At 72.9% G+C, this 25,028-nt stretch carries 22 protein-coding genes and 1 pseudogene; 8 read left to right on the forward strand and 15 right to left on the reverse strand.

Annotation, left to right across the window (positions count from 1 at the left end):
- Window positions 1-4 precede the first annotated feature (4 nt).
- Window positions 5-1,258, reverse strand: coding sequence for a CaiB/BaiF CoA transferase family protein (locus ACWGJY_RS00480; protein ID WP_453258771.1), 1,254 nt, complete (start codon window positions 1,256-1,258; stop codon window positions 5-7).
- A 412-nt stretch (window positions 1,259-1,670) separates the two neighbouring features.
- On the opposite strand from ACWGJY_RS00480, the gene ACWGJY_RS00485 reads away from it, so the two are divergent.
- Window positions 1,671-2,003, forward strand: a complete 333-nt coding sequence (locus ACWGJY_RS00485; RefSeq protein WP_453258582.1) for a hypothetical protein — start codon at window positions 1,671-1,673, stop codon at window positions 2,001-2,003.
- A 30-nt stretch (window positions 2,004-2,033) separates the two neighbouring features.
- On the opposite strand, the gene ACWGJY_RS00490 is transcribed toward ACWGJY_RS00485, so the two are convergent.
- Entirely contained in the window at window positions 2,034-2,657 is a 624-nt protein-coding gene (locus ACWGJY_RS00490; RefSeq protein ID WP_453258583.1) for a YIP1 family protein, read from the reverse strand.
- Between the two features lie 84 nt (window positions 2,658-2,741).
- Here ACWGJY_RS00490 and ACWGJY_RS00495 point away from each other — a divergent pair, with 84 nt between their 5' ends.
- Window positions 2,742-3,458: a VIT1/CCC1 transporter family protein gene (locus ACWGJY_RS00495; protein ID WP_453258584.1), complete on the forward strand. Its 717-nt coding sequence runs from the start codon at window positions 2,742-2,744 to the stop codon at window positions 3,456-3,458.
- A gap of 4 nt (window positions 3,459-3,462) precedes the next feature.
- Here the strand turns inward: ACWGJY_RS00495 and ACWGJY_RS00500 are convergent, their stop codons facing one another.
- The 5 genes and pseudogenes from ACWGJY_RS00500 to ACWGJY_RS00520 all read right to left on the reverse strand — a co-directional run bounded on the left by ACWGJY_RS00500 (window position 3,463) and on the right by ACWGJY_RS00520 (window position 7,525).
- On the reverse strand, window positions 3,463-4,605 hold the full coding sequence (locus tag ACWGJY_RS00500) for a P1 family peptidase (RefSeq protein WP_453258772.1): 1,143 nt from the start codon (window positions 4,603-4,605) through the stop codon (window positions 3,463-3,465).
- On the reverse strand, window positions 4,598-5,431 hold the full coding sequence (locus tag ACWGJY_RS00505) for a L,D-transpeptidase family protein (protein WP_453258585.1): 834 nt from the start codon (window positions 5,429-5,431) through the stop codon (window positions 4,598-4,600). The genes ACWGJY_RS00500 and ACWGJY_RS00505 overlap by 8 nt, the downstream gene beginning before the upstream one ends.
- 440 nt (window positions 5,432-5,871) lie before the next feature.
- Window positions 5,872-6,093, reverse strand: coding sequence for a hypothetical protein (locus ACWGJY_RS00510; protein ID WP_453258788.1), 222 nt, complete (start codon window positions 6,091-6,093; stop codon window positions 5,872-5,874).
- Between the two features lie 61 nt (window positions 6,094-6,154).
- Window positions 6,155-6,373: pseudogene (locus tag ACWGJY_RS00515) on the reverse strand (low temperature requirement protein A); the annotation flags it as partial.
- Between the two features lie 120 nt (window positions 6,374-6,493).
- Complete coding sequence (locus tag ACWGJY_RS00520; protein ID WP_453258586.1) at window positions 6,494-7,525, reverse strand: methyltransferase; 1,032 nt, start codon at window positions 7,523-7,525, stop codon at window positions 6,494-6,496.
- 243 nt (window positions 7,526-7,768) lie between these two features.
- Between ACWGJY_RS00520 and ACWGJY_RS00525 the strand changes: the two genes are divergently transcribed.
- Window positions 7,769-9,109, forward strand: a complete 1,341-nt coding sequence (locus ACWGJY_RS00525; protein ID WP_453258587.1) for an amidohydrolase — start codon at window positions 7,769-7,771, stop codon at window positions 9,107-9,109.
- 337 nt (window positions 9,110-9,446) lie between these two features.
- Complete coding sequence (locus ACWGJY_RS00530; protein WP_453258773.1) at window positions 9,447-10,556, forward strand: MerR family transcriptional regulator; 1,110 nt, start codon at window positions 9,447-9,449, stop codon at window positions 10,554-10,556.
- Window positions 10,557-10,704: 148 nt separating this feature from the next.
- Here the strand turns inward: ACWGJY_RS00530 and ACWGJY_RS00535 are convergent, their stop codons facing one another.
- From ACWGJY_RS00535 to ACWGJY_RS00545, 3 genes are all read right to left on the reverse strand, one after another.
- On the reverse strand, window positions 10,705-11,919 hold the full coding sequence (locus ACWGJY_RS00535) for an FAD-dependent oxidoreductase (protein ID WP_453258588.1): 1,215 nt from the start codon (window positions 11,917-11,919) through the stop codon (window positions 10,705-10,707).
- 82 nt (window positions 11,920-12,001) lie between these two features.
- A complete protein-coding gene (locus ACWGJY_RS00540) occupies window positions 12,002-13,075 on the reverse strand; it encodes a sulfite exporter TauE/SafE family protein (RefSeq protein WP_453258589.1) in 1,074 nt (357 codons plus the stop codon).
- Entirely contained in the window at window positions 13,060-13,860 is an 801-nt protein-coding gene (locus tag ACWGJY_RS00545; protein ID WP_453258590.1) for a GntR family transcriptional regulator, read from the reverse strand. The genes ACWGJY_RS00540 and ACWGJY_RS00545 overlap by 16 nt, the downstream gene beginning before the upstream one ends.
- A gap of 341 nt (window positions 13,861-14,201) precedes the next feature.
- On the opposite strand from ACWGJY_RS00545, the gene ACWGJY_RS00550 reads away from it, so the two are divergent.
- The 4 genes from ACWGJY_RS00550 (at window position 14,202) to ACWGJY_RS00565 (ending at window position 19,039) form a co-directional block, all read left to right on the forward strand.
- The gene (locus ACWGJY_RS00550) at window positions 14,202-15,680 is read left to right on the forward strand and encodes an MBL fold metallo-hydrolase (protein WP_453258591.1); all 1,479 of its coding nucleotides are present in this window, start codon (window positions 14,202-14,204) and stop codon (window positions 15,678-15,680) included.
- Between the two features lie 563 nt (window positions 15,681-16,243).
- Window positions 16,244-16,777 carry an AMP-binding protein gene (locus ACWGJY_RS00555; protein ID WP_453258592.1) on the forward strand — a complete coding sequence of 178 codons (534 nt, stop codon included), beginning with the start codon at window positions 16,244-16,246 and terminating at the stop codon, window positions 16,775-16,777.
- A 1,253-nt stretch (window positions 16,778-18,030) separates the two neighbouring features.
- Window positions 18,031-18,600, forward strand: a complete 570-nt coding sequence (locus tag ACWGJY_RS00560) for a MepB family protein (RefSeq protein ID WP_453258593.1) — start codon at window positions 18,031-18,033, stop codon at window positions 18,598-18,600.
- A gap of 190 nt (window positions 18,601-18,790) precedes the next feature.
- Window positions 18,791-19,039 carry a hypothetical protein gene (locus ACWGJY_RS00565; RefSeq protein WP_453258594.1) on the forward strand — a complete coding sequence of 83 codons (249 nt, stop codon included), beginning with the start codon at window positions 18,791-18,793 and terminating at the stop codon, window positions 19,037-19,039.
- 46 nt (window positions 19,040-19,085) lie between these two features.
- Here ACWGJY_RS00565 and mscL read toward each other — a convergent pair whose 3' ends face one another.
- The 5 genes from mscL to ACWGJY_RS00590 all read right to left on the reverse strand — a co-directional run bounded on the left by mscL (window position 19,086) and on the right by ACWGJY_RS00590 (window position 24,994).
- The gene (gene mscL / locus ACWGJY_RS00570; protein ID WP_453258595.1) at window positions 19,086-19,589 is read right to left on the reverse strand and encodes a large conductance mechanosensitive channel protein MscL; all 504 of its coding nucleotides are present in this window, start codon (window positions 19,587-19,589) and stop codon (window positions 19,086-19,088) included.
- Window positions 19,590-20,332: 743 nt separating this feature from the next.
- On the reverse strand, window positions 20,333-21,166 hold the full coding sequence (locus ACWGJY_RS00575; protein WP_453258596.1) for an S-methyl-5'-thioadenosine phosphorylase: 834 nt from the start codon (window positions 21,164-21,166) through the stop codon (window positions 20,333-20,335).
- Between the two features lie 212 nt (window positions 21,167-21,378).
- The gene (locus ACWGJY_RS00580; RefSeq protein WP_453258597.1) at window positions 21,379-21,738 is read right to left on the reverse strand and encodes an FmdB family zinc ribbon protein; all 360 of its coding nucleotides are present in this window, start codon (window positions 21,736-21,738) and stop codon (window positions 21,379-21,381) included.
- 112 nt (window positions 21,739-21,850) lie between these two features.
- Complete coding sequence (locus ACWGJY_RS00585) at window positions 21,851-23,152, reverse strand: MFS transporter (RefSeq protein ID WP_453258598.1); 1,302 nt, start codon at window positions 23,150-23,152, stop codon at window positions 21,851-21,853.
- Between the two features lie 321 nt (window positions 23,153-23,473).
- The gene (locus tag ACWGJY_RS00590) at window positions 23,474-24,994 is read right to left on the reverse strand and encodes a potassium/proton antiporter (protein ID WP_453258774.1); all 1,521 of its coding nucleotides are present in this window, start codon (window positions 24,992-24,994) and stop codon (window positions 23,474-23,476) included.
- Window positions 24,995-25,028 lie beyond the last annotated feature (34 nt).

Genomic DNA, 25,028 nt, shown 5'->3' on the forward strand with positions numbered 1-25,028 from the left:
AAGGTCACATTCGTGAAGGCAGGGGGTGGTCGGCCGGTCCCGATAGCCAGGTTCGCAGTGACGTGCCATGTTCGTCCAGGCGGGGTGGAGCGGAGGGTTGGGTCACCGGGGTCCCCGAGAGGCGGAGTGGGCTGGTGACTTGGGGGATGCGGCCCTCGCCGACGGGGGTCACCGGATCGAGGCCGAGCCGCGCCGCCAACTCCAGCGCCTCGGAGAGGGTGTTGACCGGGCCGCAGGGCACCGACGCGTCGGCCAGCCGTCCGGACCAGGCCTGCGGGGTGTCGGTGGCCAGCTTCGCTTCCAGCGCTTTGATGAGATCTGTGCGGTTTTGCACCCTGTCCTGATTGCGGGCGAACCGGACGTCGTCGGCAAGTTCCGGTGCGCCCAGCGTCTTCGCCAGCGCCCGGAATTGACGGTCGTTCCCCACCGCCACGGCGAGCAGCTGCCCGTCCCGGCAGACCAGCGTCTCGTACGGCGCGATGCTCGGATGGCGGTTTCCCATGGGGCCCGGATCGCGGCCCGTGGCCAGGTGGCCGGAGGCCTGGTTCACCAGTGAGCCCAGCAGAGAAGAGAGCAGATTCACTTCCACCAGCTGCCCCCGGCCGGTGCGGGCGCGGTGGTGCAGGGCCGCGAGGATGCCGGTGGCGGCGTCCTTCGCGGTCAGTACGTCGACCAGGGCGACCCCCGCCTTCAGCGGAGTGCCGCCGGGCTCGCCGGTGATGCTCATCAGTCCGCCGACCGCCTGCACCACGAAGTCGTAGCCGGGCAGCCGGGCGCCCGCGCCGGACCCGAAACCGGTGATGGTGCAGTGCACCAGGCCCGGGTTGGCGGCGCGGGTGGCGGTGTGGTCCAGGCCGTACGGGGCGAGCGAGCCGGGGCGGAAGTTCTCGATCAGTACGTCCGCCCGGCGCGCCAGCTCACGGGCCGCGGCCGCGTCCTTTGGGTCGCCGAGGTCCAGGGCCAGACCGCGCTTGGAGCGGTTCGCCGCGTCGAAGTACGCGGCGGTCCCGTCGGCCGCGAACGGCGGGCCCCAGGCACGGGTGTCGTCTCCGGTGCCCGGCCGCTCCACCTTGATCACCTCCGCGCCGAGGTCGGCGAGCGTCGCGGCCGCCAGCGGTCCGGCCAGCACCCGGCTGAAGTCCGCGACGAGAATGCCGTCCAGGGCGCGGGCGGGCGGCTCTCCGGGCGGGGCGGCGCCCGAGGGCTCGGCGGTGGCGGGCTCCGTGGTGGTGGCGGGCTCCGCGGTGCCGGCCGCCATGGCGGTGGCCTCCATGGCGGTGGCAGTGGTGTCGGCGTCGGCGGCCGGCCGGGGCTGGGGCCGGTGCGGCTGGGGCACGTGCGTACTCCTCATGTCGCGGACGAAGTGCCGTCATCGTCCGGGACGATCTTCGCCGGGGGAAGCCTCCGGAGCGGACAACCGGGCGGGGCGGACCCTGCCGCGTCGGCCTCTTGGCGGCCTCCTGGCGGCCTCCTGGCGGCCCCCTGGCGTCCTCTTGGCGGTCTGCGGCGGCCTCTTGGGAGCCGCTGCGCGACGTCGAGACGGGAATCTGGCGAAATGTCATAGGAGATGCGTCACTTCAGGACTTAAGTCCCAAGATCCCCTGTCCGAAGGACTGACGCGTGGTGTCTACTGGCTCTGCCCCAGCGCCTCATCCGTCCGGGAGGACCGCATGCTCCCCTCCGCTTCGATTCTGCAGCAGATCGGCCTCGGCGTGCTGCTCGCCGTGGGTATCGTCTGGGTCGTCGGACTGGCCAGACTCCTGCGCCGGGGGCGGTACGAGGCGGCCATGTGGCGTGACCAGCGGGAAATGCGGGCACGGTACGCGCCGCGCGGGCGGTTCGCGCCGCCCGGCCCGATGGCGCGGCCCGCACACCCGGAACGGCTCGGTTGTGTGCCGCGGCAGACCGGGCCGGCCGGGCCGCCCTCGGAGTGCGTGGAGCTGAGCGCCGCCGAACGCGCGGCGTTCGAGGGGCTCGTACGGCAGTTGACCAGCCGCAGCTGACCGGACAGCCGGCCGGGGAACGGCCCGGTCTCAGTGGACCGGGCCCAGCCTCAGCACGGCCAGGGCCGTCAGCATCTGCACCGATACCGCGGCCGCCGACTTCCACGTCGGCAGATGGTGCTGGCCCCGTATGAGCAGTACGGCGAGGACATAGCCGAACCCCCAGGTCGTCCAGGTCGCGACCTGCACGAAGGTGGCATCGGTCGGCAGCCAGGCCGCGATCGCCATCCGGGGCAGATCCGTCACCCAGAACAGCACGATGAACAGGCTTGCGGTCGGCGCGAAGCGGCCTATGCCGCCGAGCGTCCGGGCGATGGCGTGCGCGACCGCGCCCAGCGCGAGACTGGCCGCCAGTACGCCCGCCTCGGCCAGCCCGAGCAGCTTCAGCGCCTCGGTGGGGGCGACGGCCCACTGGGTGTGGAACGCGTCCACGGACAGCACCCCGATGCCGCCGCTGATCAACGACAGCAGCACCGCCGCACTCCAGGCACTCCGGTCCCGCGCCTCGTCCAGCACCTCCACGGGGCGGTACCAGAGCCCGAATATCAGTCGGTGCCACCACAGGCGGCGGGGCGCGCCCGGCTCGCGGGGGGCTCGCTGGACGAGCGTGGGTGGTGGCGGCTGGGGAGGCAGGGAGGGGGGTGGTGCGGACATGAGCCGTTTCTACCACCGGCCCGTGCACGGCGAGATGGGGGCGTCGGGCCACGGTACGGCCGGTGCGGATGAGACGCTCTCCCGGTGACCCTGCAGACACCGGAGCACGACGAGGCGCACGGCGGCGGGCTCGGCAGCCGGCTCAACTGGCTGCGGGCCGCAGTCCTCGGCGCCAACGACGGCATCGTGTCCACGGCCGGACTGGTCGTCGGAGTGGCCGGAGCCACCGATTCCCGCAGCGCCTTGCTGACGGCGGGGCTGGCCGGACTGCTGGCCGGTTCCATGTCGATGGCGGCCGGCGAATATGTCTCGGTGTCCACCCAGCGCGATTCGGAGAAGGCCGCGCTGGCCCAGGAGAAGCGGGAGCTGGCGACCGAACCGCAGGCCGAGCTCGTCGAATTGACCGAGATGCTGGAGGGCAAGGGACTCGACGAGCAGCTGGCCCGGGAGGTCGCCGAACAGCTCACCGAGCACGATGCGCTGCGCGCCCACGCGGAGGTGGAGCTGGGCATCGACCCCGACGCACTCACCAATCCCTGGCATGCGGCGGGTGCGAGCTTCCTCGCGTTCACGGCCGGGGCGTTGTTGCCGTTGCTGGCGATCGTGCTGCCGCCGGCCGCACACCGGTTGTGGATCACGGTGGTTGCGGTGCTGGCGGCGCTGGCGCTGTGCGGCTGGAGCAGTGCCCGGCTGGGCGCCGCGCCGGCGGGGCGGGCGGTGCTGCGGAACGTGGGGGGCGGCGTGCTGGCGATGGGCGTGACCTACGCCGCGGGGTCGGCGCTCGGGGCGGTCGGGGCGTGACCCGTCAGTGCCGCGGCCGGCGGCGGCCGTCGGGCCGGCCGGTCCCGTAGAGGTCTCGGTAGGACGGGAAGACGCCGCCGGGGCCGTCCACCGTTTCCGCTGCCAGGGTGGCCCGCACCACGGCGCGGGTCAGGACGTCCGCACCGGCGGACAGGATCTCGTTGAGCACACCGGCCTCGGCGTGCACGCCGAATGCCGGGTCGGTGGGGGGCTCTTCGGGGGTGAGCGGGCGGGCCGCGGTGGACAGCGCGAACACCGTGTCGCCGTCCGAGAGGAGATGGACGGGACGGATGGCGCGGGCCAGACCGTCATGAGCGGTCCCGGCGAGCTTGTGGGCCTGGGCGCGGGTGAGGGCGGCATCGGTGGCGACCACGGCGAGGGTCGTGTTGAGCGGCGGGCGGACGGATGCGGCCGAGCGGACCCGGGAGGTCTCCTTCGCCGCGGCCAGCCGGCGCAGGGCGGTGGCGTGCGCCTCGGGGGAGGGTAGGGCGGCGGGGCTCTCGTACAGCTCGCCGTAGAGGGCGCCGGTGCGCGGATCGGTGACGGAGCCCGCGGCATTGACGGCGGCCAGCGCGGCGACCGTGACGCCCGAGGGCAGGACCGCGCTCGCGGTGCCGATGCCGCCCTTGAGCCCGCCGGTCACCGCGCCCGTCCCGGCGCCGGTGTTGCCCTGTGCGACCGGGGCGCCGGGCCCGGTCTCCGCCGCGGCCGCGGCCGCCGCCCGGCCCAGCGCGGCGTCCGGGCGGGCCCGCCAGTCGCCGCCGCGCCCCAGGTCGAAGAGGGCCGCGGCCGGCACGACGGGCACGACCTGTGCGGGGTCGGGGCCCACCCTGAAGCCGCGGCCCCGCTCCTCCAGCCAGGCGGCGACACCGGACGCGGCGTCCAGGCCGAAGGCGCTGCCGCCGGTCAGCACGACCGCCTCGATCCGCTGGACGAGGTTGCGCGGGTCGAGCGCGTCGGTCTCCCGGGTGCCGGGGCCGCCGCCGCGTACGTCGACGGCCGCGATGGCGCCGCCCTCGGGGGCCAGGACGACGGTGGTGCCGGTCAGGTAGCCGTCGCCGGCCCGCCGGGCGTGGCCGACCCGGAGGCCGAGGACATCGGTCAGTGCGTCCTGCGGCCCCGCGGGGTGCGGCGGGTGCTCAGTAATCGGCCGGTCCCATCACGATGACCGGGTGCAGGTCGGGGTCGAGGGTGCGCAGCAGCTGCCGCATCACCTTGGGCTTGAGGCTCACACAGCCCTGGGTGGGGCCGTCGTGGTCGACATGCAGCCAGACGCCGCCGCCCTTGGCGTCGCCCCAGGGGCGCTGCGGGTCCAGGGGAGAGTTGCCGGGGTCCCGGTTGTAGTTGATGGCGATGACGTAGTCGAAGGCGCCGGCCAGCGGCTCGCCCTCCACACCGGTGCCCCCGGCGACAAAGCTGCCGTTGTGGTCGTAGGGGAGTTTGGTGCCCTCGGGGGCGCCGAGCAGACCGCCCGCGTCGGTGAGCGAGTAGACCCCGATGGGGGAGCGCAGGTCGCCGTAGTGGTGGTCGTCAGTCCAGCCGTGGGCGGCGTTGTGCGCGGGCCAGGTGGGGCTCGGCTCCCAGTCGTCCGAGCCCTCCTCGCGGGTGTAGAGGACGACACGGGACTCGAAGGAGTCCATGTCCTTCCCCGTGACGACCAGGACCTGTCGTGAGTTGGCCGGTATGCGCTTCCGGGCGGCGTCGCTGAGGCCCGGGATGGGCCGTCCGGCCGGGGGGTTCGGTGCGGCGTTCGGGGCGGATTTCGCGGCGGACACCCGGGTGCGTGGCGTGTCCGGGCCGGAAGCCGTCGTGGACGTGGTGCTCTTGGCGTCGGCCCCGCTGGTGTGGTCGTCGCCCGATGCCGGCCACGCCCACAGGGCGGTGCCGACCAGGGTGGAGAGGGCGAGACCGCCCACGGCCTTGCTGCGCCGGGACAGTCTCGGCCGCACGCGGGACTGAGCGTGGCGGGCCATGGCTGGCGTCTCCTCAGGTACGGACGGTGGTCGGTCCCGGGGTCTCCTGCGGTTCTTCCCCAGGGGAACCCCTGTCATAAAAAGGGCAATCTGCACCCTACCGCCTCCACGTCGACGCGCCTCCGCCGGCCCTGGTGAACAGCGGGGAACAAGGGCACGAAGGGGCGGGAAGTGGGGTCCATTGGTGGGTAATTGACGGGGTATGGGGTGACCGGTGGAGGTGGCGGCTCCGCTGGTGAGGGGCCGTCACCTGGAGGGGGGTGGGAGATGGCCGAATCTGATGCGGGATCAGGGCTGTTGCGGGGGTTTGCACGGCCGTTCGGCACACTTATGGGGGATGAGAAGAGAAGCCCGTGGGGGCGCCGCGGGAGGGCGTGTCGGCGCCCTTCCCGAGATCGGTGGCGGGGCGCTCACCGAGACGGGTGACGGGGCGGCTTCCGCTACTCCACCTGCGCGCCGCCCTGACGGGACGCGAGGGCGACGCCGGCCGCGACCGTGACGGATGCCACCAGGCCGGCTGCCAGGACCGCCCCGCGTCCGGCGAAGGTGCAGGCCAGGACCGCGAGCGACGACACCGGCAGCACCAGCTGCCGGGCCGGGCCGCGCTTTTGGTGCCGGGAGCGCATCAGCCGCACCGTCACCATGAACAGCGCGGCCGGCACCGTGACACAGGCGGTGCCGCGAACGCCGACAGCGGGGCCTTGCCGAAGGCCTCCGCCCGGTGTCGTACGCCGAGGCGAACCAGCTGAAGTTCCTCCACGCCCACCAGATGGCGAAGAGGAGCATCAGATACGCGGAGATGCCGTGCTCCGGGTGCCCCTCGGGCAGCGCGTGCGCCAGTTGGCGGCCGGCCTGGGCGATCGCCACGACGAAGCACAGGTCGAAGAAGAGCTCCAATGGGGTGGCGGTGCGGTGCTCCTCGTCGCGGGGGCGCGCCCGCATGAGGACCGGCACGTCAGCTCCTCTCGTCGGCCGGAGCGGCCGGCATCAGTACAGCGCGGGCGGGCGGTGCCGCCGATGAGGGGAGCGGGGCACGGCGTGTCGTGCCGTCCCGTGGGGCGGCTACTCGGCGACCGCCTCCACGATCGAGGAGAAGGCCGGTGTGGGCAGCACCCGCGTCAGCCGGAATCCGCCGGCCGACAGCAGCGTCGCGAACTCCTGTGCCGTCCGCTCCTGCCCCTCGAACACCGCCATCATCGCGACGTCCAGGGTCTTGCCGAAGTGCGGGGCGTTGCCCGGCGGCAGTACGGAGTCGATGACCAGCAGCCGGCGGCCGGTCTCCATGGCCCGGTGGCAGGCACGCAGGATGCGCAGGCAGGCCTCGTCCGGCCAGTCGTGCAGGACGTGCTTGAGCACATACACGTCACCGCCCTCCGGTACGGACGCGAAGAAGTCGCCCTCCTCGGTGCGCCAGCGGCCCTTCAACTCGTCGCCTTCCAGGAGGTGATGGGCCAGCGGCGGCGCCTGGTCGAAGAGCACACCCGTCAGGTGCGGGTGGCGGCGCAGCGCCGCGCGCAGCAGACCGCCGCGGCCCCCGCCGACGTCCACGACCGTGCCGGCCTCGGGGAACGGGTACACGGCCGCCACCGCCTCGTCGACCGGGGCGGACAGCGACGACATCCCGTTGTCGAAGAGCAGCCGGGCGGCCGGATCCGACAGCAGATGCTCGAAGAGCGGCGCGCCGAAGAGCCGCTCGAAGGACGCGCCGCCGTGCTGGACGGCCTCCGGGACGGCGGCCCAGGCCCGCAGGAACAGCTCGCCGGTCATCATCATGACGGCGGGGTGCAGCGAGTCGGGCGCGTCGGTACGCAGCAACGCCGCGGCCGGCGTCAGGTGGTAGGCGCCCGCGGTGTCCTCCCGGAAGATGCCGCGGGTGGCCAGATAACGCAGTATGCGGCGCAGATGCGGGGCGTGTGTGCCGGTGGTGGTGGCCAGCTGCTCGGCGCTGCGCGGGCCCTCGGCGAGATGGTCGGCGAGCCGGTGGTGCGCCGCGGTGCGCAGGGCCGCGGAGAAGAGAGGGCCCATGGCCTGTTCCATCAGATGAGCCGTGAGGTCCCCGGGCTTGCCGGCCGGTCGGTTGGGGGAAGTGGCCAATGTCAGCCTCCAGTCATCGGCTTGGATGTGCCGGCCCCGGTCGCAGTCAGGATGAGCCACGGTTGCAGTCGCGGGCTCCGGTGTCACCCACGGGCGGTGGAGCACCCGCGAAGTCCGGCCAGGGAAGGGCGAGTACCCCTGTGGGACGGCTCCGGGAAGGGCGAATACCCCTACGGGACGGGTCCGGGAAGGGTGGGGGGCCGTCGCTCGGCGCGGGGTGGTGATCCATGGTCGAATGCGTGTATGAGCGACAGCGACACGACAGGCAGGCCCCGCCCGACCGATGACGCCGAGCACCGCGACGACTGTGCCCCCGCCGCCGTCCTGGCACCCCTCGACGACCGCCTCGTGGACCTCGTGGCCCTCTACGAAGACCTGCACCGCCACCCCGAACTCGGCTTCCAGGAAACGCGTACGTCCGCCGAGGCCGCCCGCCGGCTGACCGGCTGCGGCTATGACGTCACCACGGGCATCGCCAAAACCGGCGTCGTCGGCATCCTGCGCAACGGCCCGGGTCCCGTGGTCCTGCTGCGCGCCGACATGGACGCGCTGCCCGTCACCGAGAACTCCGGCCTGGAGTACGCCTCCACGGTCCCCGGCCTGATGCACGCCTGCGGGCATGACGTCCATGTGACCTGTCTGCTGGGCGCCGCCGATCTGCTCGCGGCCGGCCGCGCGCACTGGTCCGGCACGCTGATCGTGCTCTTCCAGCCCGCCGAGGAGGCCGGCAGCGGAGCCCGCGCCATGCTCGACGCCGGCCTCTACAGCAAGGACCTGGTCCCCACGCCCGATGTGGTGCTGGCCCAGCATGTCGCGCCCTTCGGCGCCGGGCTGATCGCGTACTGCCCCGGCCCCTGCATGGCCGCCGCCGACAGCCTGGCGATCACCTTCCATGGCACCGGCGGCCATGGCTCGCGGCCCGAGACCACCGTCGACCCGATCCTGATGGCGGCGTCCTTCGTACAGCGGGTGCAGTCCGTGGTGGCCCGCGAGGTCGCAGCGGGGGACCGGGCGGTGGTCAGCATCGGCTCCTTCCACGCCGGGGACACCGCCAACGTCATCCCCGACCGGGCCGTCGTCCGGCTCAGCGTCCGCACCTTCGACGAGACGGTGCGCACGGCCGTGCTGGCCGCCATCGACCGCATCGCGCGCGCCGAGGCCGCCGCCTCCGGTGCGGACCGGGCGCCCGAGACCGAGGTCCTGGACTCCTTCCCCGTCACGGTCAACGACTCCGCGACCCTGCGGCAGGTCAATGAGCAGTTCACCGAACTCTTCGGTGAGCAGCGGCTGTTCGCCTACGGGCCGGCGACCGGCAGCGAGGACGCCGGACTGCTGGCGACCGCCGCCGGGGCGCCGCTCTACTACTGGTGGCTGGGCGGCTGGGACCCGGAGGAGTTCCGTACGGCACTGGAGGCCGGGCGGCTCGCGCAGGACATCCCGTCCAACCATTCGCCGCACTTCATACCGGTGGTCCGGCCGACCCTCACCATGGGCGTCGAGGCGCTGACCGCCGCCGCGCTCAACCAGCTGGCTCCGGCCGGCACGGACGCGGCGGAGCCGACGGACGCGACCGGCCCCGCGTAGACGGCGGGACGGGCCGGCTCGGGCGGCCCGCGGGACAGGCCGGGCCGGGCGGGGCGATGCGACGGGCGGTCCGGGCGGCGGGACGGGTCGGTCCGGGCGGGGTGACGGGCCGGTCGGGCGGGGTGACAGGCCTGGCCGGGAGGGGGCGGCAACCGTTTGACCTTGTGCCGGGCCGGCTCGGGCGGGGTGGCGGGACAGGCCTGGCCGGGCGGGGCGGCCGCAACCGTTTGACCTTGTCCTTGGGGGAAGCCCCAGCATCGGCTGTGCCGGGCGAGACGCCCGGCACGAGGAGGGCGGACGGGTGGACGGACGGGCCGGCGGACAGCTGAGCGGAGGCGTGGGCGGGGCGCCGTACGGGGGCGGTGAGCTGCTGACCATCGGAGCGTTCGCGCGGGCCTGCCGGCTCTCGCCGAAGGCGCTGCGGCTCTACGACGAGCTAGGCCTGCTGACCCCCGCCCGGGTCGACCCGCACAGCGGCTACCGCCACTACGCGCCCGCCCAGCTGGAGCAGGCGCGGCTGGTGGCCTGGCTGCGCCGGCTCGGCATGCCGCTGGCCCGCATCCGTGAGGTGTGCGAGCTGGCGCCCGCCGAGAGCGCCGCGGCGGTCGCCGCGTACTGGGCCCGGGTCGAGGCCGACACCGCCGCCCGCCGGGACCTGGCCGCCTTCCTCGTCGACCAGCTGTCCAGGAAGGACACCGGCATGACCGAACCGCGTACCCCCTTGACGATGCGCTGCGCCGCCCTGACCGATCAGGGACTGCTGCGCCCGGCCCACCAGGACGCCGCCTACGCGGGAGGGCGGCTGCTGGCCGTGGCCGACGGCTACGGCCCCGGCGGCGGCCGCGCCGCGACGGCCGCGATCGAGGCGCTCAAGGACCTGGAGCACCGGGACCTGACCTCGGCGGATCTGGTCGCCGTCCTGGAGGAGGCGGCCCATCGCGCCCATCGTGCCCTTCGCGCCGCCCCGCCGGCGGACGAGGCGAGCGGCAGCACCCTCACCGCGCTGCTCCGCTCCGGCGCGCAGCTGGCGCTGCTGCACATCGGCGACTCCCGCGCCTACGTCCTGCGCGACTCCGGCTTCTTCCGCATCACCCATGACCACAGCCTGGTCCAGTCGCTGGTCGACGAGGGCCGGCTCACCCCGGAGGAGGCGTCGTCGCACCCTCAGCGAGCCCTGCTGCTGCGCTCGCTCGAGGGCGGCACCGAGTTCGCCCCCGACCTCCAGCTCCTGGCGGCACGGCCCGGTGAGCGCTACCTGCTCTGCACCGACGGCCTGACCTCCGTGGTGCCGGCCGAGACGATCCAGGACGTGCTGACCACGGCCGACGCCCCCGACCAGGCCGTACGGCAACTGATCCGGCTGGCCCGCGAGGCGGGGGCGCCGGACAACGTGGCGTGCGTGGTGGGGGAGTTGGCGGTGTCCGGGGCGGTGGGGGCGGCTGCGTAGGGGGACACCCCTGGGGCGGGTCCGGGACCGCCGTGCCGAGCGGAGACCCGAACCCGCCCGTCCGGGCAGGCCTCAGGGGCGCGGTGGCCCCTGAGGGGTGACGCGGTGGCGGAGCCGGTGGCCCCGCCGCGTGCGGCCGTCGGCGGGCTCAGGCCAACCCCTTGAGCATCCCCTTGAAGTAGAGCTGCGGCAGCCCGTAGCGCTTGAGGAACCACATGTCGGTGCGCTCGCGGGTGGTGTCGATGAAGGGGATCGACGGGGTGGGCCGCAGGTCGTAGTCGAACTCGGCGAGCAGCATCTTGTGCCGGGCGGTGACCAGGGGGCAGGAGGTGTAGCCGTCGTAGCGGGCGGTGGCGGGGCGTCCGCGCAGTCCGGCGAGGAGGTTGGCGACGACGACCGGGGCCTGCTTGCGGATCGCGGCACCCGTTTTGGACGTCGGGAGGTTGGCGACGTCACCGAGGACGAACACCTGGGGGAAGTCGGGGTGTTGGAGGGTTTCCCGGTCGGCCTTGACGTACCCGTACGGGGAGTCGGGGTCGGCAAGCGGGCCGTCGGCGAGCCATTCGGGGGCGCGCTGCGGCGGTACGGCGTGCAGCAGGTCGTAGCGGACGGTCTCGGCCGTGCCGGTGGTGTGATCGGTGATCACCGCCTCGCGCGCCGCGCCGTCGAGCCGGGTCATCTCGGAGCTCAGCCGCACCTCGATGCCGTACCGCCGGGCCGTCTCCGTCAGCGCGCGGGAGAAGACCGGCACCTTGAACATCGCGGGCTCCGGGAGCACCAGGATGGTGCGGATCGCGCCCAGCACCCCGCGCTTGCGCCAGTGGTCGGCCGCCAGATACGCGATCTTCTGCGGGGCGCCGCCGCACTTCACCGGCCCGGACGGCATGGTGAACACGGCCGTGCCGCTGCGCATCCGGCGGATCAAGTCCCAGGTGAGCGGCGCGAGATCGGGCCGGTAGTTGCTGCTCACCCCGCCGTGCCCGAGGGCCGCGGACAGGCCGGGCACTCCGTCCCAGTCGAGCTGCAGGCCGGGGCTGAGGACCAGCCGCCCGTAGGAGAGGACCCGGCCGGACGCGGTGGTGACGGTACGGGCGGCCGGGTCGACGGCGGTGGCGCGGTCGCGCAGCCAGCGCACGCCGGGCGGTATGACGTCCGCCTCGGTGCGCAGCGAGGCGCGCAGTGGTGCCTGGCCGCCGCCGACCAGCGTCCACAGCGGCTGGTACCAGTGCGTCTCGGAGGGTTCCAGCAGGGCGATGTCCCGGATTCCGGCGCGGCGTAGCCGGGCGGCGACGGTGATGCCTGCGGTGCCGCCACCGACGATGAGGACCTGGTGGTGGGACGGGGCGGCGGGTGCGGGGGTCATGTGCTCCTCCTGATGGGTCGGTGGACAAGGGCGAGGGTGTGGTGGACGGCCGAGGGGCGGGAGCCGTGGGCCCCGGGGTGGGTCAGGGGGCCCAGAGGCGGGGCAGGGCGGTGGCCGCCATACAGATGGCCAGGACGGTGACGAGACAGGCGAAGGCCGTGGTCAGGGTCTGTGGGCGCAGGCGGGTGGTGAGGCGGTTCCCGAGGTGGCTGCCGACCGCCGCGCAGGCCGCGAAGCCCGCCAGCAGCGGCCAGTCCAGGGCTCCGGTGCCCGCCCTGGTGCCCAGTGCCGTCAGGGAGTTGATGAGGATGACGAGGAGCGAGGTGCCGATCGCGACCGGCATCTCCAGGCCCAGAACCAGAGTGAGGGCCGGTACGACGACAAAGCCGCCGCCGACCCCGAAGAAACCGGTGAGCAGCCCGACGGCGGAGGCGGTCATGGCGAACCGGAGGGGGCGGGTGGGGCGGGTGGGGCGGGCGGAACGGACCCGGCGGGCAGGCTGTGCGGGCTGTGCGGGAAGTGAGGACTGTGCGGTCGGTGCGGTCGGTGCGGTCTGTGCGGGATCCCGTAAGGCCACCGGCTTCACAAGGTCCCGTAAGGGCACAGCCCCAATGGAATCCCCAGGGGAAGCCTCTGCGGAATCCCCAGCGGAAAACAACCCTGCGGGACCCCCTGCGGAATCCCCTGCGGAATCCCCTAAGGACGCGCTCCCCGTGGGCTCTTCCAGCGACACGCTCCCCGCGGCCTCCCGCAAGGGGCCGCCGCCACGCGCCGCCACCCGCCATTCACGCAGTCCCCGCACCACCAGCATCGCCGCCACCACGAGCAGCAGACCCGCGAACGCCGCCATCAACATCGCAGGGTCCAGCGCCGCGCTCCACCGGGAGCCGAGATAGCTGCCGGCCGTACCGAGCACCCCGAAGACCGCACCGGCCGCCCACCGGACCCGTCCGGCACGGGCATGGCAGACCAGCCCGGTCACCGCGCCGACCGTGACGACGATCAGCGCGCCCGCGGTCGCCTCGTGCGGCGACTGCCCCAGCAGATAGACCAGCGCGGGCACCGCCAGCACCGAACCCCCGCCGCCGAGCGCGCCCAGCAGCAGACCGATCAGCAGTCCGCAGGGCAGCGCCGCGGCGGCTATGAGGACGGACATGAGGCCCGCGGCGCAAGGGCGACGGCCGGGCTTTCGTCGGACCACTCCGCGACGAAGGCGAACCGGTCGCCGCGGACCACCGTCTCGCGCCACTCCACCGGCCGTTCACCGGCGCGCCCCAGCCGCTCGATGGTGAACGCCGCCTCGCGGTCTGCCAGACCCAGCAGCCAGGCCTGCCGGATGTCCGGCAGGAACGGCTGGATCCGCTCCCGGCCACCGGTGACCTTCACCCCGCAGCGCCGCGTCAGCTCGCCGTAGAGCGAGGTGTGCCCGAAGTCCGTGTTCAGCAGCGGCTCGGCGACCTCGGCGGGCAGATACGCGGTGTCGTGGGCGAGCGGTTCGCCGTCCGCGAGCCGCAGCCGCTCCAGCACGACCAGTGGCGCATCCGGAACCAGCCCCAGCTGCCCGGCGATCGTCCCGTCCACGGTCCGCTCCAGCCGCAGCACCTCGCTGCGCTGCTCCACCCCCTGGCCCTCCAGCTCGCGGAAGAGGCTGTAGAGCGAGCCCAGCGGCTGCTGTATGCGACGGGTGTCCAGCCGGCTGGTGCGGCCGCGTTCGGCGATCACCAGGCCGTCGGCGCGCAGCTTGCGCAGCGCCTCACGGACGGTGTGCCGACTGACCTCGTACTCGCCGGTGAGCCGGTGCTCGGCCGGGAACTCCGCGCTGAATTCGCCGGCTTCCATCCGGCGGCGCAGATCGGCGAAGAGCTGCGCCCACAGGGGCAGCGGCGAGCGCCGGTCCAGGGGACGCGGGCCGTGCGCGCCGTCCGGCGGCTCGGTCGTCATGGTGGGTTCCTCCGCGGGCGTAACGGGGTGGACGGCGGTCCGTTTGGTGGTGCGGTTGGTGGTGCAGTTGGTGACGCCGAGTCAGCCGGGGTGAGGTCATGCGTGCCCCTTGGCGCGAAGTCGCAAGGGGCGCCTGCTGCCTTGTCACGTGTGACACCGGACGCGAGTCCACGCGCCTTCGCCTGATGTGACGTCACATGGGTGCCGGGCAGGCGGCCCCGGCTTGTCGCGCCGCCCCCCGGCTACCTAATGTACGTACATCCGTGCATCCGCACAACGCACTCCGCCCGAGCGGGCTCCAGCCGCCGCGCACGGGCCCCGCGCACCCCTGGAGGCCGACCGTGCACTTCGTGCAGTACTACCTCGACTGCCTCTCCCAGGCTTCGTATCTGATCGGCGACGAGACCACCGGCCGCGCCGTCCTCGTCGACCCACGCCGCGATGTTGACGACTACCTGTACGACGCGGAAGCCGCCGGCCTGCACATCGAACTCGTCATCGAGACGCACATCCACGCCGACTTCCTCTCCGGCCACCTCGAACTCGCGCGGGCCACCGACGCCGCCATCGCCTTCGGCGAAGCCGCCGAAACCGGCTTCCCCATACGGCGGTTACGGGATGGCGAGCGCCTCTCGCTCGGAGTGGACGACGGGGAGGGGGTCACCCTCACCGTTCTTGCCACCCCCGGCCACACCCTTGAATCCATCTGTCTGGTCATCCGGGAACACCCCGATGACGAGGTGCCGTTCGGCGTGCTCACCGGCGACACTCTCTTCGTCGGCGATGTCGGCCGCCCCGACCTGCTCTCCTCCGCCGGGCACACCCCGCAGGACATGGCCGCCCGTCTGCACCGTTCCCTGCACTCCAAACTCCTGACCCTCCCGGACGCGACCCGGGTCTTTCCCGCACACGGCGCCGGCTCTGCCTGCGGCCGCAACCTCTCCACCGAGACCAGCTCGACCATCGGCGACCAGCGCCGTTTCAACTACGCCCTGCAGCCCATGCCGGCGGCCGACTTCGTCCGCCTGGTCACCGCGGGACAGCCCGCCACCCCCGGTTACTTCGCGCACGACGCGGCCCTCAACCGCGACGGCCACCCTCCCCTGGAGCCCGGCCCGCCGGTCGCCCTCACCCTGGACGAGGCGCTCGCGGCCCGCGACCGGCAGGGCGCCGCCCTCCTCGACTGCCGCCCGCTGGCCGCCTACACCCGGGCGCATCTGGCCGGTTCGCTCCACACGAGCCTGGACACCCGCTTCGCGGAGTACGCCGGCAGCGTGGTCGCCCCGGGCACCCCCATCGTGCTGCTCGCCGACCCCGGAACGGAGCAGGAGGCCCGCCTCCGCCTCGCCCGTATCGGCTACGACCGCGTCCTGGGCCATCTGCCCGACCCGGCCGCCGTGCTGGACGCCATGCCCGCCCTCGCCCGGCGCAGCCACCGCGTGCGCCACGACGAATTGCCGCTGCCGCTGCCGCTGCCGCCGTCGCCGTCGCTGCCGCCGTCACCGTCGCAGAACGAGTTGCCCGGTGGACGGCCGGCCGATGCCCGGAAGCCCGATGGCGGCCACTCGTCCGGTATCCAGCTGATCGACGTCCGTAATCCGGCCGAGTACGAGGCGGGCGCGTTCCCCGGCGCCCGCAACATCCCGCTGGCCGGACTCCCGCATCGCATCAATGAACTGGACCCGGCCCGCCCGGTGGTCCTGTACTGCCGCAGTGGCAACCGGTCGGTGATCGCGGCGGCACTGCTGGAGGCGCACGGGTTCGGTGAGGTGTGCGATGTGGTGGGCGGATACCAGGCGTTGGCGGCGGGCGTGGCCTGAGTGCGCGGCCCGGTGGGCCGACGTCCCGACCGCGCCGGCCCGACCGACGGCGTACGCCTTCCGGTCCGCCCCCAATACGCACACGCTTCCCGGTAGGCACACGAGAACCCGGCGAGGGCCCGGCAGGGAGCGGCAAGGCGACCAGAGACGGGTGGGCGCGACTCCCGGTTCCGCCCGTCCGCCCGTCCGCCCGTCCGGGTGAGGTGAGGGCGACCCGCGCCGTGGCCGTCAGAGAAAACGTAAAAGGTGGAAGGAAGCAGAAGGAAGGAAGAAGGAGGGCGGGGAGGAGGATGGGCCGCGCCGGAAAGGGGCAGTAAGCCTGGGGGCAGGCGCATACGGCCGGAGGAGCCGGTGCGCGTGGCCGAAGGACATGGTGCGGTCGGCCTGGTGCGGTGAAGCGGGAACTCCCGCGATGCGGCGGTGGAGTCCGCTGGGGTGAGCCGGAGAGGCCCGGCGTGGGTGATGCCGCGCGGGGTGCGGGCGGGGCGGGCGCAGGCCTCATACAGCGGACGTTCAGCGAACGTTGATCGATGATCTACATCCTGATCCGCATGTTGCGCAGTATGACCTCAGAGTATGCAGATGACGCCCGGTACGTGAAGGAACCGGAGGCGTCACGGATCGCCCTCACCTGGAGCGGAGAGCCCGGACGCCACGAGGAGTTGACGCACGGCATGCTCCTCGACCAGGCCGAGCGGGCCGCCGCCGCGCTCACCCGCCTCGGGGTCCGGCCCGGTGACCGGGTCGCGGTGCATCTGCCGCTGGTGCCCGAGTCGGTGATCGCCACGCTCGCCTGCGGCCGCCTGGATGCGATACGCACCACGCTGCCGGTCTCGTTGACGGTGCCCGAACTGGTCGCACGGACGCGTGAGTCCTCGGCCCGAGTGCTGATCACAGCCGATGCGGCGTTCTGGGACGGGGCAGTACGGCCGGTGAAGGCGCTGCTCGACCACGCACTGGCCCGGGGCGCGGCCTCGGGGGGCGTGCCGGACCGCACCGTGCTGGTGGTGAACCGCTGCTCCCGGCCGGTCTCCTGGAAGCCCGGCCGCGACCTGTGGTGGCACGAAGCACTGGGCCCCCGGACCGCCACCCGCTGACAACAACTGCCCTGGGAGAGGCCTCCCACAGCCCCGGACTCACAGCCCCCGACTCACGGCCCCGGACTCACAGCCACGGACCCGAGCCGCAGACCTCGCAGCCACTGATCCGCGCTCGCGGACCCCAGCCCCGGCCCTTCAGCCACTGACTCGCACCCGCGGCACCGCACGCGCTCACCCGCAGTTACGGTCCCGGAGCCCACGCCCAACCAGGGGAGGCGCGGCCCTCGGCCGGCAAGAAACCACGGCCGTCTCCCGCTGGTGGGAGACGTGCCTCTCTCCTGCCGGTGGGAGACGAGGCCGGTGCCCCCTGACGGGATGCGGCACTCGACCCGCCCCGTAAGGGGAGATGCGGCCCGCAGGCCGCCCCTTTCGGAACATCGCGGCCCCGCACCCACCGACCTCTCCGACGGGAAGCACAACCGCGCCCCGCGAGAGGGCATCGAGGCCAGAGGGGCCAGCGAGGCCAGAGGGGTTAGCAAGGGACAGCGGGGCCAGCAAGGCCAGAGGGGCCAGCGAGGGCGGCACCATCACCCACTCCGGCACCATCACCCACTAAGGCCACAGAACGGGCCATGTGCCCCACCAGTGCCTAGCGTGGAGTGCGTGCCACCGCCATCAGATGTCTCATCTGTCCTATCTACCTCACCTCTCCCGGCCGCGGACCCGGCAGCACCACTGGCGCCGCCGCGGCCGAGGTCACCGGTGGTTCACGCGGCGCCGGTGGGCCCGGCCGGTGCGCTTCTCCTGATCGTCGCCCACGCCCTGGGCAGCCGCATGCGGCGGAACGTCCGTCCCGCACTGCGCCCCGATGCCGTGCTCACCGCCCCCTTCCGCACTCTCGGTGTCGCCCACCGCCCTACCGCCCGGGTCAATGAACCGGCCGCCCGTCGATTTCTCCGACCGGGCCGCCGCACCCTCCCCCGACCGGAAAGGCTGCTGTCCCATGGCCCGCCATGAGTACGCACACCCCCGCCACCCCCTGCCCGGCACCGACCGGAACCGGCCCTTCAGGCGCAGCCACGCCTCTCAGGGCCCGCCGACCCGTCCCCAGGACGGCCATCGCCCGCACCCCATACCCACCCACGACAAGGGGCGTTAGCAGGCGAGGACAAGAGCCCCTGCTGCGGCGGGCGTTCAGGCGGGCGTTCAGGCGGGCGGTACGGCGCCGCCGGCCAGGTCGGCCGGCCGGCCCGCGTGAGCACAGGTATCCCGCCGACCTGCACCACGGCCGGCAATGGCACGATGGCGCAATGGCGACACATCCCGCGGACTCTTCGGAACACCGCCCCGCAGATCCCGAGCGTTGGGCGGGTGGGGCATCGCTGCATGAGGACCTTCTCGCGGCGAAGACGCAGGTGTACGACCCGTGTGGGTTCATCTGCTCGCGGCCGGTGCCCGAAGCGGAGAGCGCCGAGTACGCGGCCCATGAATTCACGCTCGACGGCTCCGCCGTCAGGTTCCGGGTGGCCAAGACGACCCCGACGAAGGTCGGTCAGTTCGTGACGGTGTGGAAGCGGAGCCCCGGCGGGCCCATTCAGCCGTTCGACTCCGCGGACCCGGTCGATCTCTTCGTCATCAGCTGCCGCCAGGGCCGGGAGTTCGGGCACTTCGTCTTTCCGCGGGACGTGCTCGGTGAACGGGGCATCGTTTCCCGCAACGGCTCGGGCGGAAAGCGGGCGTTCCGCATCTACCCGCCGTGGGTCGAGACGACCAATCGCCAGGCCAGCAGTGCACAGGCGTGGCAGGTGGACCACTTCCTGCGGATCGGTGCGGACGGCTCCCTCGATGCGGTCCGCGCCCGGCAGCTCTATCACCCCTGACCGGCGGGGGACCGGTGCAGGGAAGGCCGCTGGTGCCAGGCCGTTGCGGCTCTGGCATCTCCCGCGGCCGCCGTCCGCCGGTGGAACGTGCACGGGGGGCGGCGCCACGCTGCGGCGGCCTACGGGGGAGAGGGCGCCGTGAGCCCGTGCTGACCGGCGACCGCGCCCGGCGCGCCCGTACCCTGGAGGGGTGAGCACCACCCCCGAACCCGAGTCGGCCCCCACGTCCCAGGACGCGTCCGAGGCCGCGCAGGCCCCCGCGCCTTCGCCGGCTGCGCGCCCGGCCCCCAAGCCCGCAGCGAGGCTGATCTTCGACGACCCGCTGAACCAGCAGTCCTCGGACGACACCGACCGTGGCTGGGGCGAGCGCCCGAACGGCAGTGACAGCGCCGCCGACCTCGCGCGCTTCCTCGACGAAAAGCCGCCCCACCACCTCTGAGCGAGGCGAGAGGGCGGCGCGGACCGGCCGCCGTCGGCGCCTGCTGCTACTCCTGAGTCTTCTGTGTGCCGATGGTGCCCGTGTGGCGATAGGGCACGGACGGCGAGCCGTTGCGCTGCGCGAGCAGTGCATCGCGGATCTTGATGAGCAGCTCGACCTCGGTCGGGTCGACGGGGGCGTTGTCGACCGGCTTCCTGGCCGCCTGGCGTTCCTTCCACTTGTTGATCGGAAGGATCATGAGGAAGTAGACGACCGCGGCGGTGATCAGGAAGGTCAGGGCGGCGCTGAGCACCGAGCCCCACAGGATGTAGATGCCGTCGGTGAATGCGCCGGTCTTCTTGTCCGCGTGGCACTCGGTGAGACAGGCCTTGTAGTTGTCGAGGTTCTGCGAGCCCAGCGCGCCGATGATCGGGTTGATCACGCCCTTGACCACTGCGTTCACAATGTTCGTGAAGGCAGCACCGACGACGACCGCAACCGCGAGTTCGATGACGTTGCCGCGCATCAGGAATTCCTTGAATCCCTGCAGGACGCCCTTGCTCTCGCTCACCAGACAGCCTCTTTCCACGCTCACTACGGATGGTGCACCAACAATCAGCACCGCAATTTACGTCAGGGCGGGGTGGAGGTGTCCAGTCGTGGACCATGAACCCGCGGTCGGCCGGAGCGTCGGTGCGCGTCCGGCGGAGGGCGTCTTTCCGACGGACGCCGTGGGCATGGACCGCGGTACCGGTGCGGTGGGCGCGCCCCCATTGGCGCGCGGCGGATGCCCCGCCACCCGCAGCAGTCTCGCGTGCGGGGAAGGCAGATGCCACTTGATCTTGGAGCATCGGTTACCGCCCTCCCGCGGCCGTTGCCGACGGGCAGCCCGGGGCGGGAGCGGCTCGTACGGCACCGTACGACGCCCCGCCGGCCAGTACTGCGGCGGTCATCGCCAGGGCGGCGGTCAGCATGCGCCGCCGCCCGCCCCGTCCGTCACGGCCCCGGCCGCCGCCGGCTCGTACGGGAGCGAAGTGCGGCACTTCACAGGGCGGGGGAGCGGGGAGCGGAGGGGGTAGGAGGCCGGGGCCGGGGCCGGTATAGGCGTAGGGAGGGGGAACGGACGAGGCACGGGGCATGGTGGGCACCGCCTGTGGTGAGGGCTTCGGACGAATCGGTGCTCACCACCGTGCCGGAATCCGCACCGGCCCGCTCCGGGCTGTGGACGGCCCCGTCCCTGTGGACAACCCGGCCACCCGGAAGGGGGAGGCCGGGCCATCCGCCGGGCCATCCGCCGGGCCATCCGCCGGGCCGTTACGGCAGGTCGATGCCCAGGTCCCAGCCGGTGTGGACCTCGGTGCACAGGCAGTTGCGGGCGGCGTTGTCGGGGAGCGCGGAGACGGTGTCGAACAGGATCTCGCGCAGCCGGCCCACATTCTCGGCGAAGACCCGGAAGACTTCCTCGTGGGAGACGCCGTCGCCGGTCTCGGTGCCCGCGTCCAGGTCGGTGACCAGCGCCAAGGACGCGTAGCACAGGCCCAGTTCGCGGGCCAGGACGGCTTCGGGGTGGCCGGTCATGCCGACCACCGACCAGCCCTGCGCGGCGTGCCAGCGCGACTCGGCGCGGGTCGAGAAGCGGGGGCCTTCGACGACGACGAGGGTGCCGCCGTCGACCGGCTCCCAGTCCCGGCCACGGGCCGCCGTGAGGGCGGCCTGCCGCCCGGCGGGGCAGTACGGGTCGGCGAAGGTCAGATGGACGACGTTGGGGATCTTTCCGTCGGGGAGCGGCTCGCCGTCGAAGTAGGTCTGGGTACGGGCCTTGGTGCGGTCGACGAGCTGGTCCGGGACCAGGAGCGTGCCGGGGCCGTATTCGGGGCGCAGGCCGCCGACCGCGCACGGGGCGAGGACCTGGCGTACGCCCAGCGAGCGCAGCGCCCACAGGTTGGCGCGGTAGTTGATGCGGTGCGGCGGGAGGTGGTGGCCGCGGCCGTGCCGGGGCAGGAACGCGACCTGGCGGCCGGCGATCTGCCCCAGGAACAGCGAGTCGCTGGGGCGTCCGTAGGGGGTGTCCACCGTGATCTCGGTCACGTCGTCGAGGAAGGAGTAGAAACCCGATCCGCCGATAACGCCAATCTCCGCGTCAGCCATGCCGGTCACACTATCGGGGCATGGCGGCCGGAGGCGGCCGGGTCGCGGAGGCGAAAGGAAGCCGTAAGGCGCGGCGAGAGCCGTAAGGGACAGCGGAAGCCGCAAGGCACGGCGAGAGTCGCAGGACGCGGCGGAAGCCCTAAGGCACAGCGGAAGCCGTAAGACGCAGCAGGCCCCGCCGTCGGTGACGGCGGGGCCCGAAGTGCTGCGGGTCAGGCTGCGGAGCTGGTGCCCGAGCTGCTGCCGGAGGACGACGCGGCGGCCGGGGCGGAGGACTTGGTGTCCGAGCTGCCGGACGAGGAACTCGACGCATCCGACGAGGAGCCCGACGAGTCCGACGAGGACGTCGTGCCCGACGCGGAGGAGTTCTTCGCGGGGCTGCTGCTGGACGACGAGCCGCGGCTGTCGTTGCGGTAGAAGCCGGAGCCCTTGAAGACGATGCCGACCGCGGAGAACACCTTCTTGAGGCGTCCGTTGCAGGCGGGGCACTCCGTGAGCGCATCGTCGGTGAACTTCTGCACCGCCTCGAGGCCCTCGCCGCACTCGGTGCACTGGTACTGGTAGGTCGGCACTTGTCTTCCTCCTGGCACTCTCACTCGATGAGTGCTAACGACGCTCCATATTGCAGTATTCCCGCCCGCCAGTCCACCGTGACCGGCGGACGGTGACCGACTCCACGTCCGCTCAGGCGCGCGCCAGCTCCCGTTCCCGGTCGTCGGAGGCGGCCGGGAACGGGGTGTCCACGCCGTGATCGGGGGCCTCGGCGGGCCCGGCCGGCGTGCGCGGCAGCAGGTGGGCGCGGAGCGCCAGCAGCACCGTCAGGGCCAGCGTCGTACCGGCCAGCGGCACCAGGAACCCGGTACTCGGCCCGAAGCGGTCGGCGAGCTGGCCGGCGGAGGTGGCCGCGGCGGCCTGGCCGAGCGCGACCGCGCCGGTCAGCCAGGTGAAGGCCTCGGTACGGGCGGCGGCCGGCACCAGCGACTCCACGAGGGTGTAGCCGGTGATCAGCGCCGGGGCGATGCACAGGCCGACCACCAGGCCGACCGCGCCGAGCAGCGGCACCGCGGTGACCGCCCACAACGGGGTGGTGGCCAGCGCCAGCAGCCCGTAGGCGACCAGCAGCCGGCGCCGGGGGCCGACCTTCCAGGCCAGGGCGCCGCAGACGATTCCGGCGAGCATGTTGCCGCCCGCGAAGATCCCGTAGAGCACACCGTTGATGCCGGGCTGCCCGATGTGCTGGGTGAAGGCGGTCAGCGAGACCTGCATGCCGCCGAAGACGGCGCCGATGCCGAGGAATGCCACGATCAGGACGCGTACGCCGGGCACCGACAGCGCCGAGACGCGCGGCCGGCCGCCGGCCCCGTGCCGGTGCACCGGCGGCTGGCTGCGCTTGCGGGAGGCGAACAGCAGCCCGCCGGCCAGCGTCAGCGCGGCCTCGGCGACCAGCCCGGCGGCCGGGTGGATGCCGGTGCACAGCGCGGTCGCCAGCACCGGGCCCACGACGAAGGTGAACTCGTCGGTCACCGATTCGAAGGCGGCGGCCGTCGGCATCAGCGGGCTGCCGCCGAGCCGGGAGGCCCAGCGGGCCCGCACCATCGGGCCGACCTGAGGCGTCGAGGCGCCCGTGGGGACGGCCACCGCGAACAGCGCCCACAGGGGGGCGTGGGTGAGGGCGAGGGCGATCAGGGCCAGGACGCCGGTGACATGCACCAGGACGCCGGGGATCAGCACCGCGCGCTGGCCGAAGCGGTCGGCGAGCTTGCCGCTCTGCGGGGCGAACAGGGCCATCGAGACACCGGTCGCGGCGGACACCGCGCCCGCGGTGCCGTACGAGCCGGTGGTGGATTCGACGAGCAGCACGATGCCGATCGTCAGCATGGCGAAGGGCTGCCGGGCCAGAAAGCCGGGCAGCAGGAATGTCCATGCACCAGGGGTGCGGAGCAGTGGTCCGTAACCGGAACGGGAGTCCTTGACCGCGGATGCCACGGCCGGGCCTTTCTGCCGCCTGGTAGCGCGCCACCCACGAGGTCCTCACGGGTACGCGCCGAGAGCTGTCCTCTCGCGCAGGACCGAGTGATACCGCGTGGTCCGCACCGGGGAAGGTGGCTGCGCGTGGCAGGGGGACCGCGGCCGCCGAGCGGTCGCGCCAGCTCTGCATCAGGCAGAGTTGGTTCGTCGATGTTGCGTTTTTATAGTACAGGCCGCCACGCGTGAAGCCCTGGGATAGGCCAGGGCTTCACGTGAATTTCCTTGGGATCCGTGGAGATTTGCCGCACATTGCCCGCTCCGGGCGGGCCCGGCCGGACGTCAGTGGGGGCGGTGGCCCCGCCGCCCCGAGGGGCCGGCCGTGCCCAGCCAGCCGGCCAGCTTGCCGCCCTGGGAGACCGCCTGCAGCCGCCGTTCGGCCGCGTCGCGCACCGGGTCGGTGGCGACCACCAGCAGCTCGTCGCCGCGCCGCAGCACCGTCGCGGGCGACGGCACGAAACTGGAGCCGTCCCGGACGATGAGGGTGACCGCGGCGCCGGCGGGCATCCGTAGTTCGCCGACCTCGACGCCGTGCATCCGGGAGGCCGGACCGATGGACGTGGACAGCAGATGGCCGCGCAACCGCTCCAGGGGCGCCGACTCGATGCCCAGGTCCGCGGCCTCCTCGCCGTCGCCGAGCCGCAGCCGCCTGGCGAGCCAGGGCAGGGTCGGCCCCTGGACGAGGGTGTAGACCACGACCAGGACGAAGACGATGTTGAAGACCCGTTCGCTGCCGGGGACCTCGCCCACCATCGGGATGGTGGCCAGCACGATCGGCACCGCGCCGCGCAGCCCGGCCCAGGACAGCAGGGTCTTCTCCCGCCAGGGCACCCGGAACGGCAGCAGCGCGAGGAAGACGGACGTCGGCCGGGCCACGAGCGTGAGGATCATGCCGATCAGCAGCGCGGGCACGAAGTCGTCGAGCAGGTTGTGCGGGGTGACCAGCAGGCCGAGGAGCACGAACATGCCGATCTGGCCGATCCAGCCGAGGCCTTCGGCGAAGCCGCGGGTGGCCGGCGCGTGCGGCAGTCTGGCGTTGCCGAGGACCATCGCGGCCAGATAGACGGCGAGGAAGCCCGAGCCGTGCGCCAGCGCCCCGGCCGCGTAGGCGGAGACCGCGATGGCCATGACGGCGATCGGGTACAGACCGGACGCCGGCAGCGCCACATGCCGCAGGCCGTAGGCGCCGAGCCAGCCGATGGCCAGTCCGACGGCCGCGCCGATCGCCAGCTCCAGGGCGATCTCGCCGAGCAGGACATACCAGTGTTCGACCGGTCCCGCGGTGGAGAAGGCGACGACGAGGATGACCACGGGGGCGTCGTTGAAGCCGGACTCGGCTTCCAGTACACCCGTCAGCCGGGCCGGCAGCGGCACGCTGCGCAGTACGGAGAAGACGGCCGCGGCATCCGTGGAGGAGACCACGGCGCCGATCAGCAGCGCCTGGCGCCAGTCCAGCCCGGCCAGATAGTGCGCTCCGGCCGCGGTGACCCCCACGCTCACCGCGACGCCGACCGTCGACAGCGCCACCGCCCGGGGCAGCGCCGGTTTGATCTCTTTCCACTTGGTGCCCAGGCCGCCCTCGGCGAGGATCACGACCAGCGCGGTATAGCCGAGGAGTTGGGTCAGCTCGGCGTTGTCGAAGACGACGCCGCCCAGGCCGTCCTGCCCTATGGCGATGCCTATCCCCAGGTAGATGAGCAGGCTGGGGAGCCCGCTGCGCGAGGAGAGCCGTACTGCGGCAACCGCGATGAGCAGTACGAGCGAGCAGATCAGCAGGAGTTCGTTGAGGTGGTCGACAGACAGGAGCTGGTCCTTCCTCGCACGGGTTCCGGAGGTC

This window comes from Streptomyces sp. NPDC054765 (assembly GCF_053612065.1).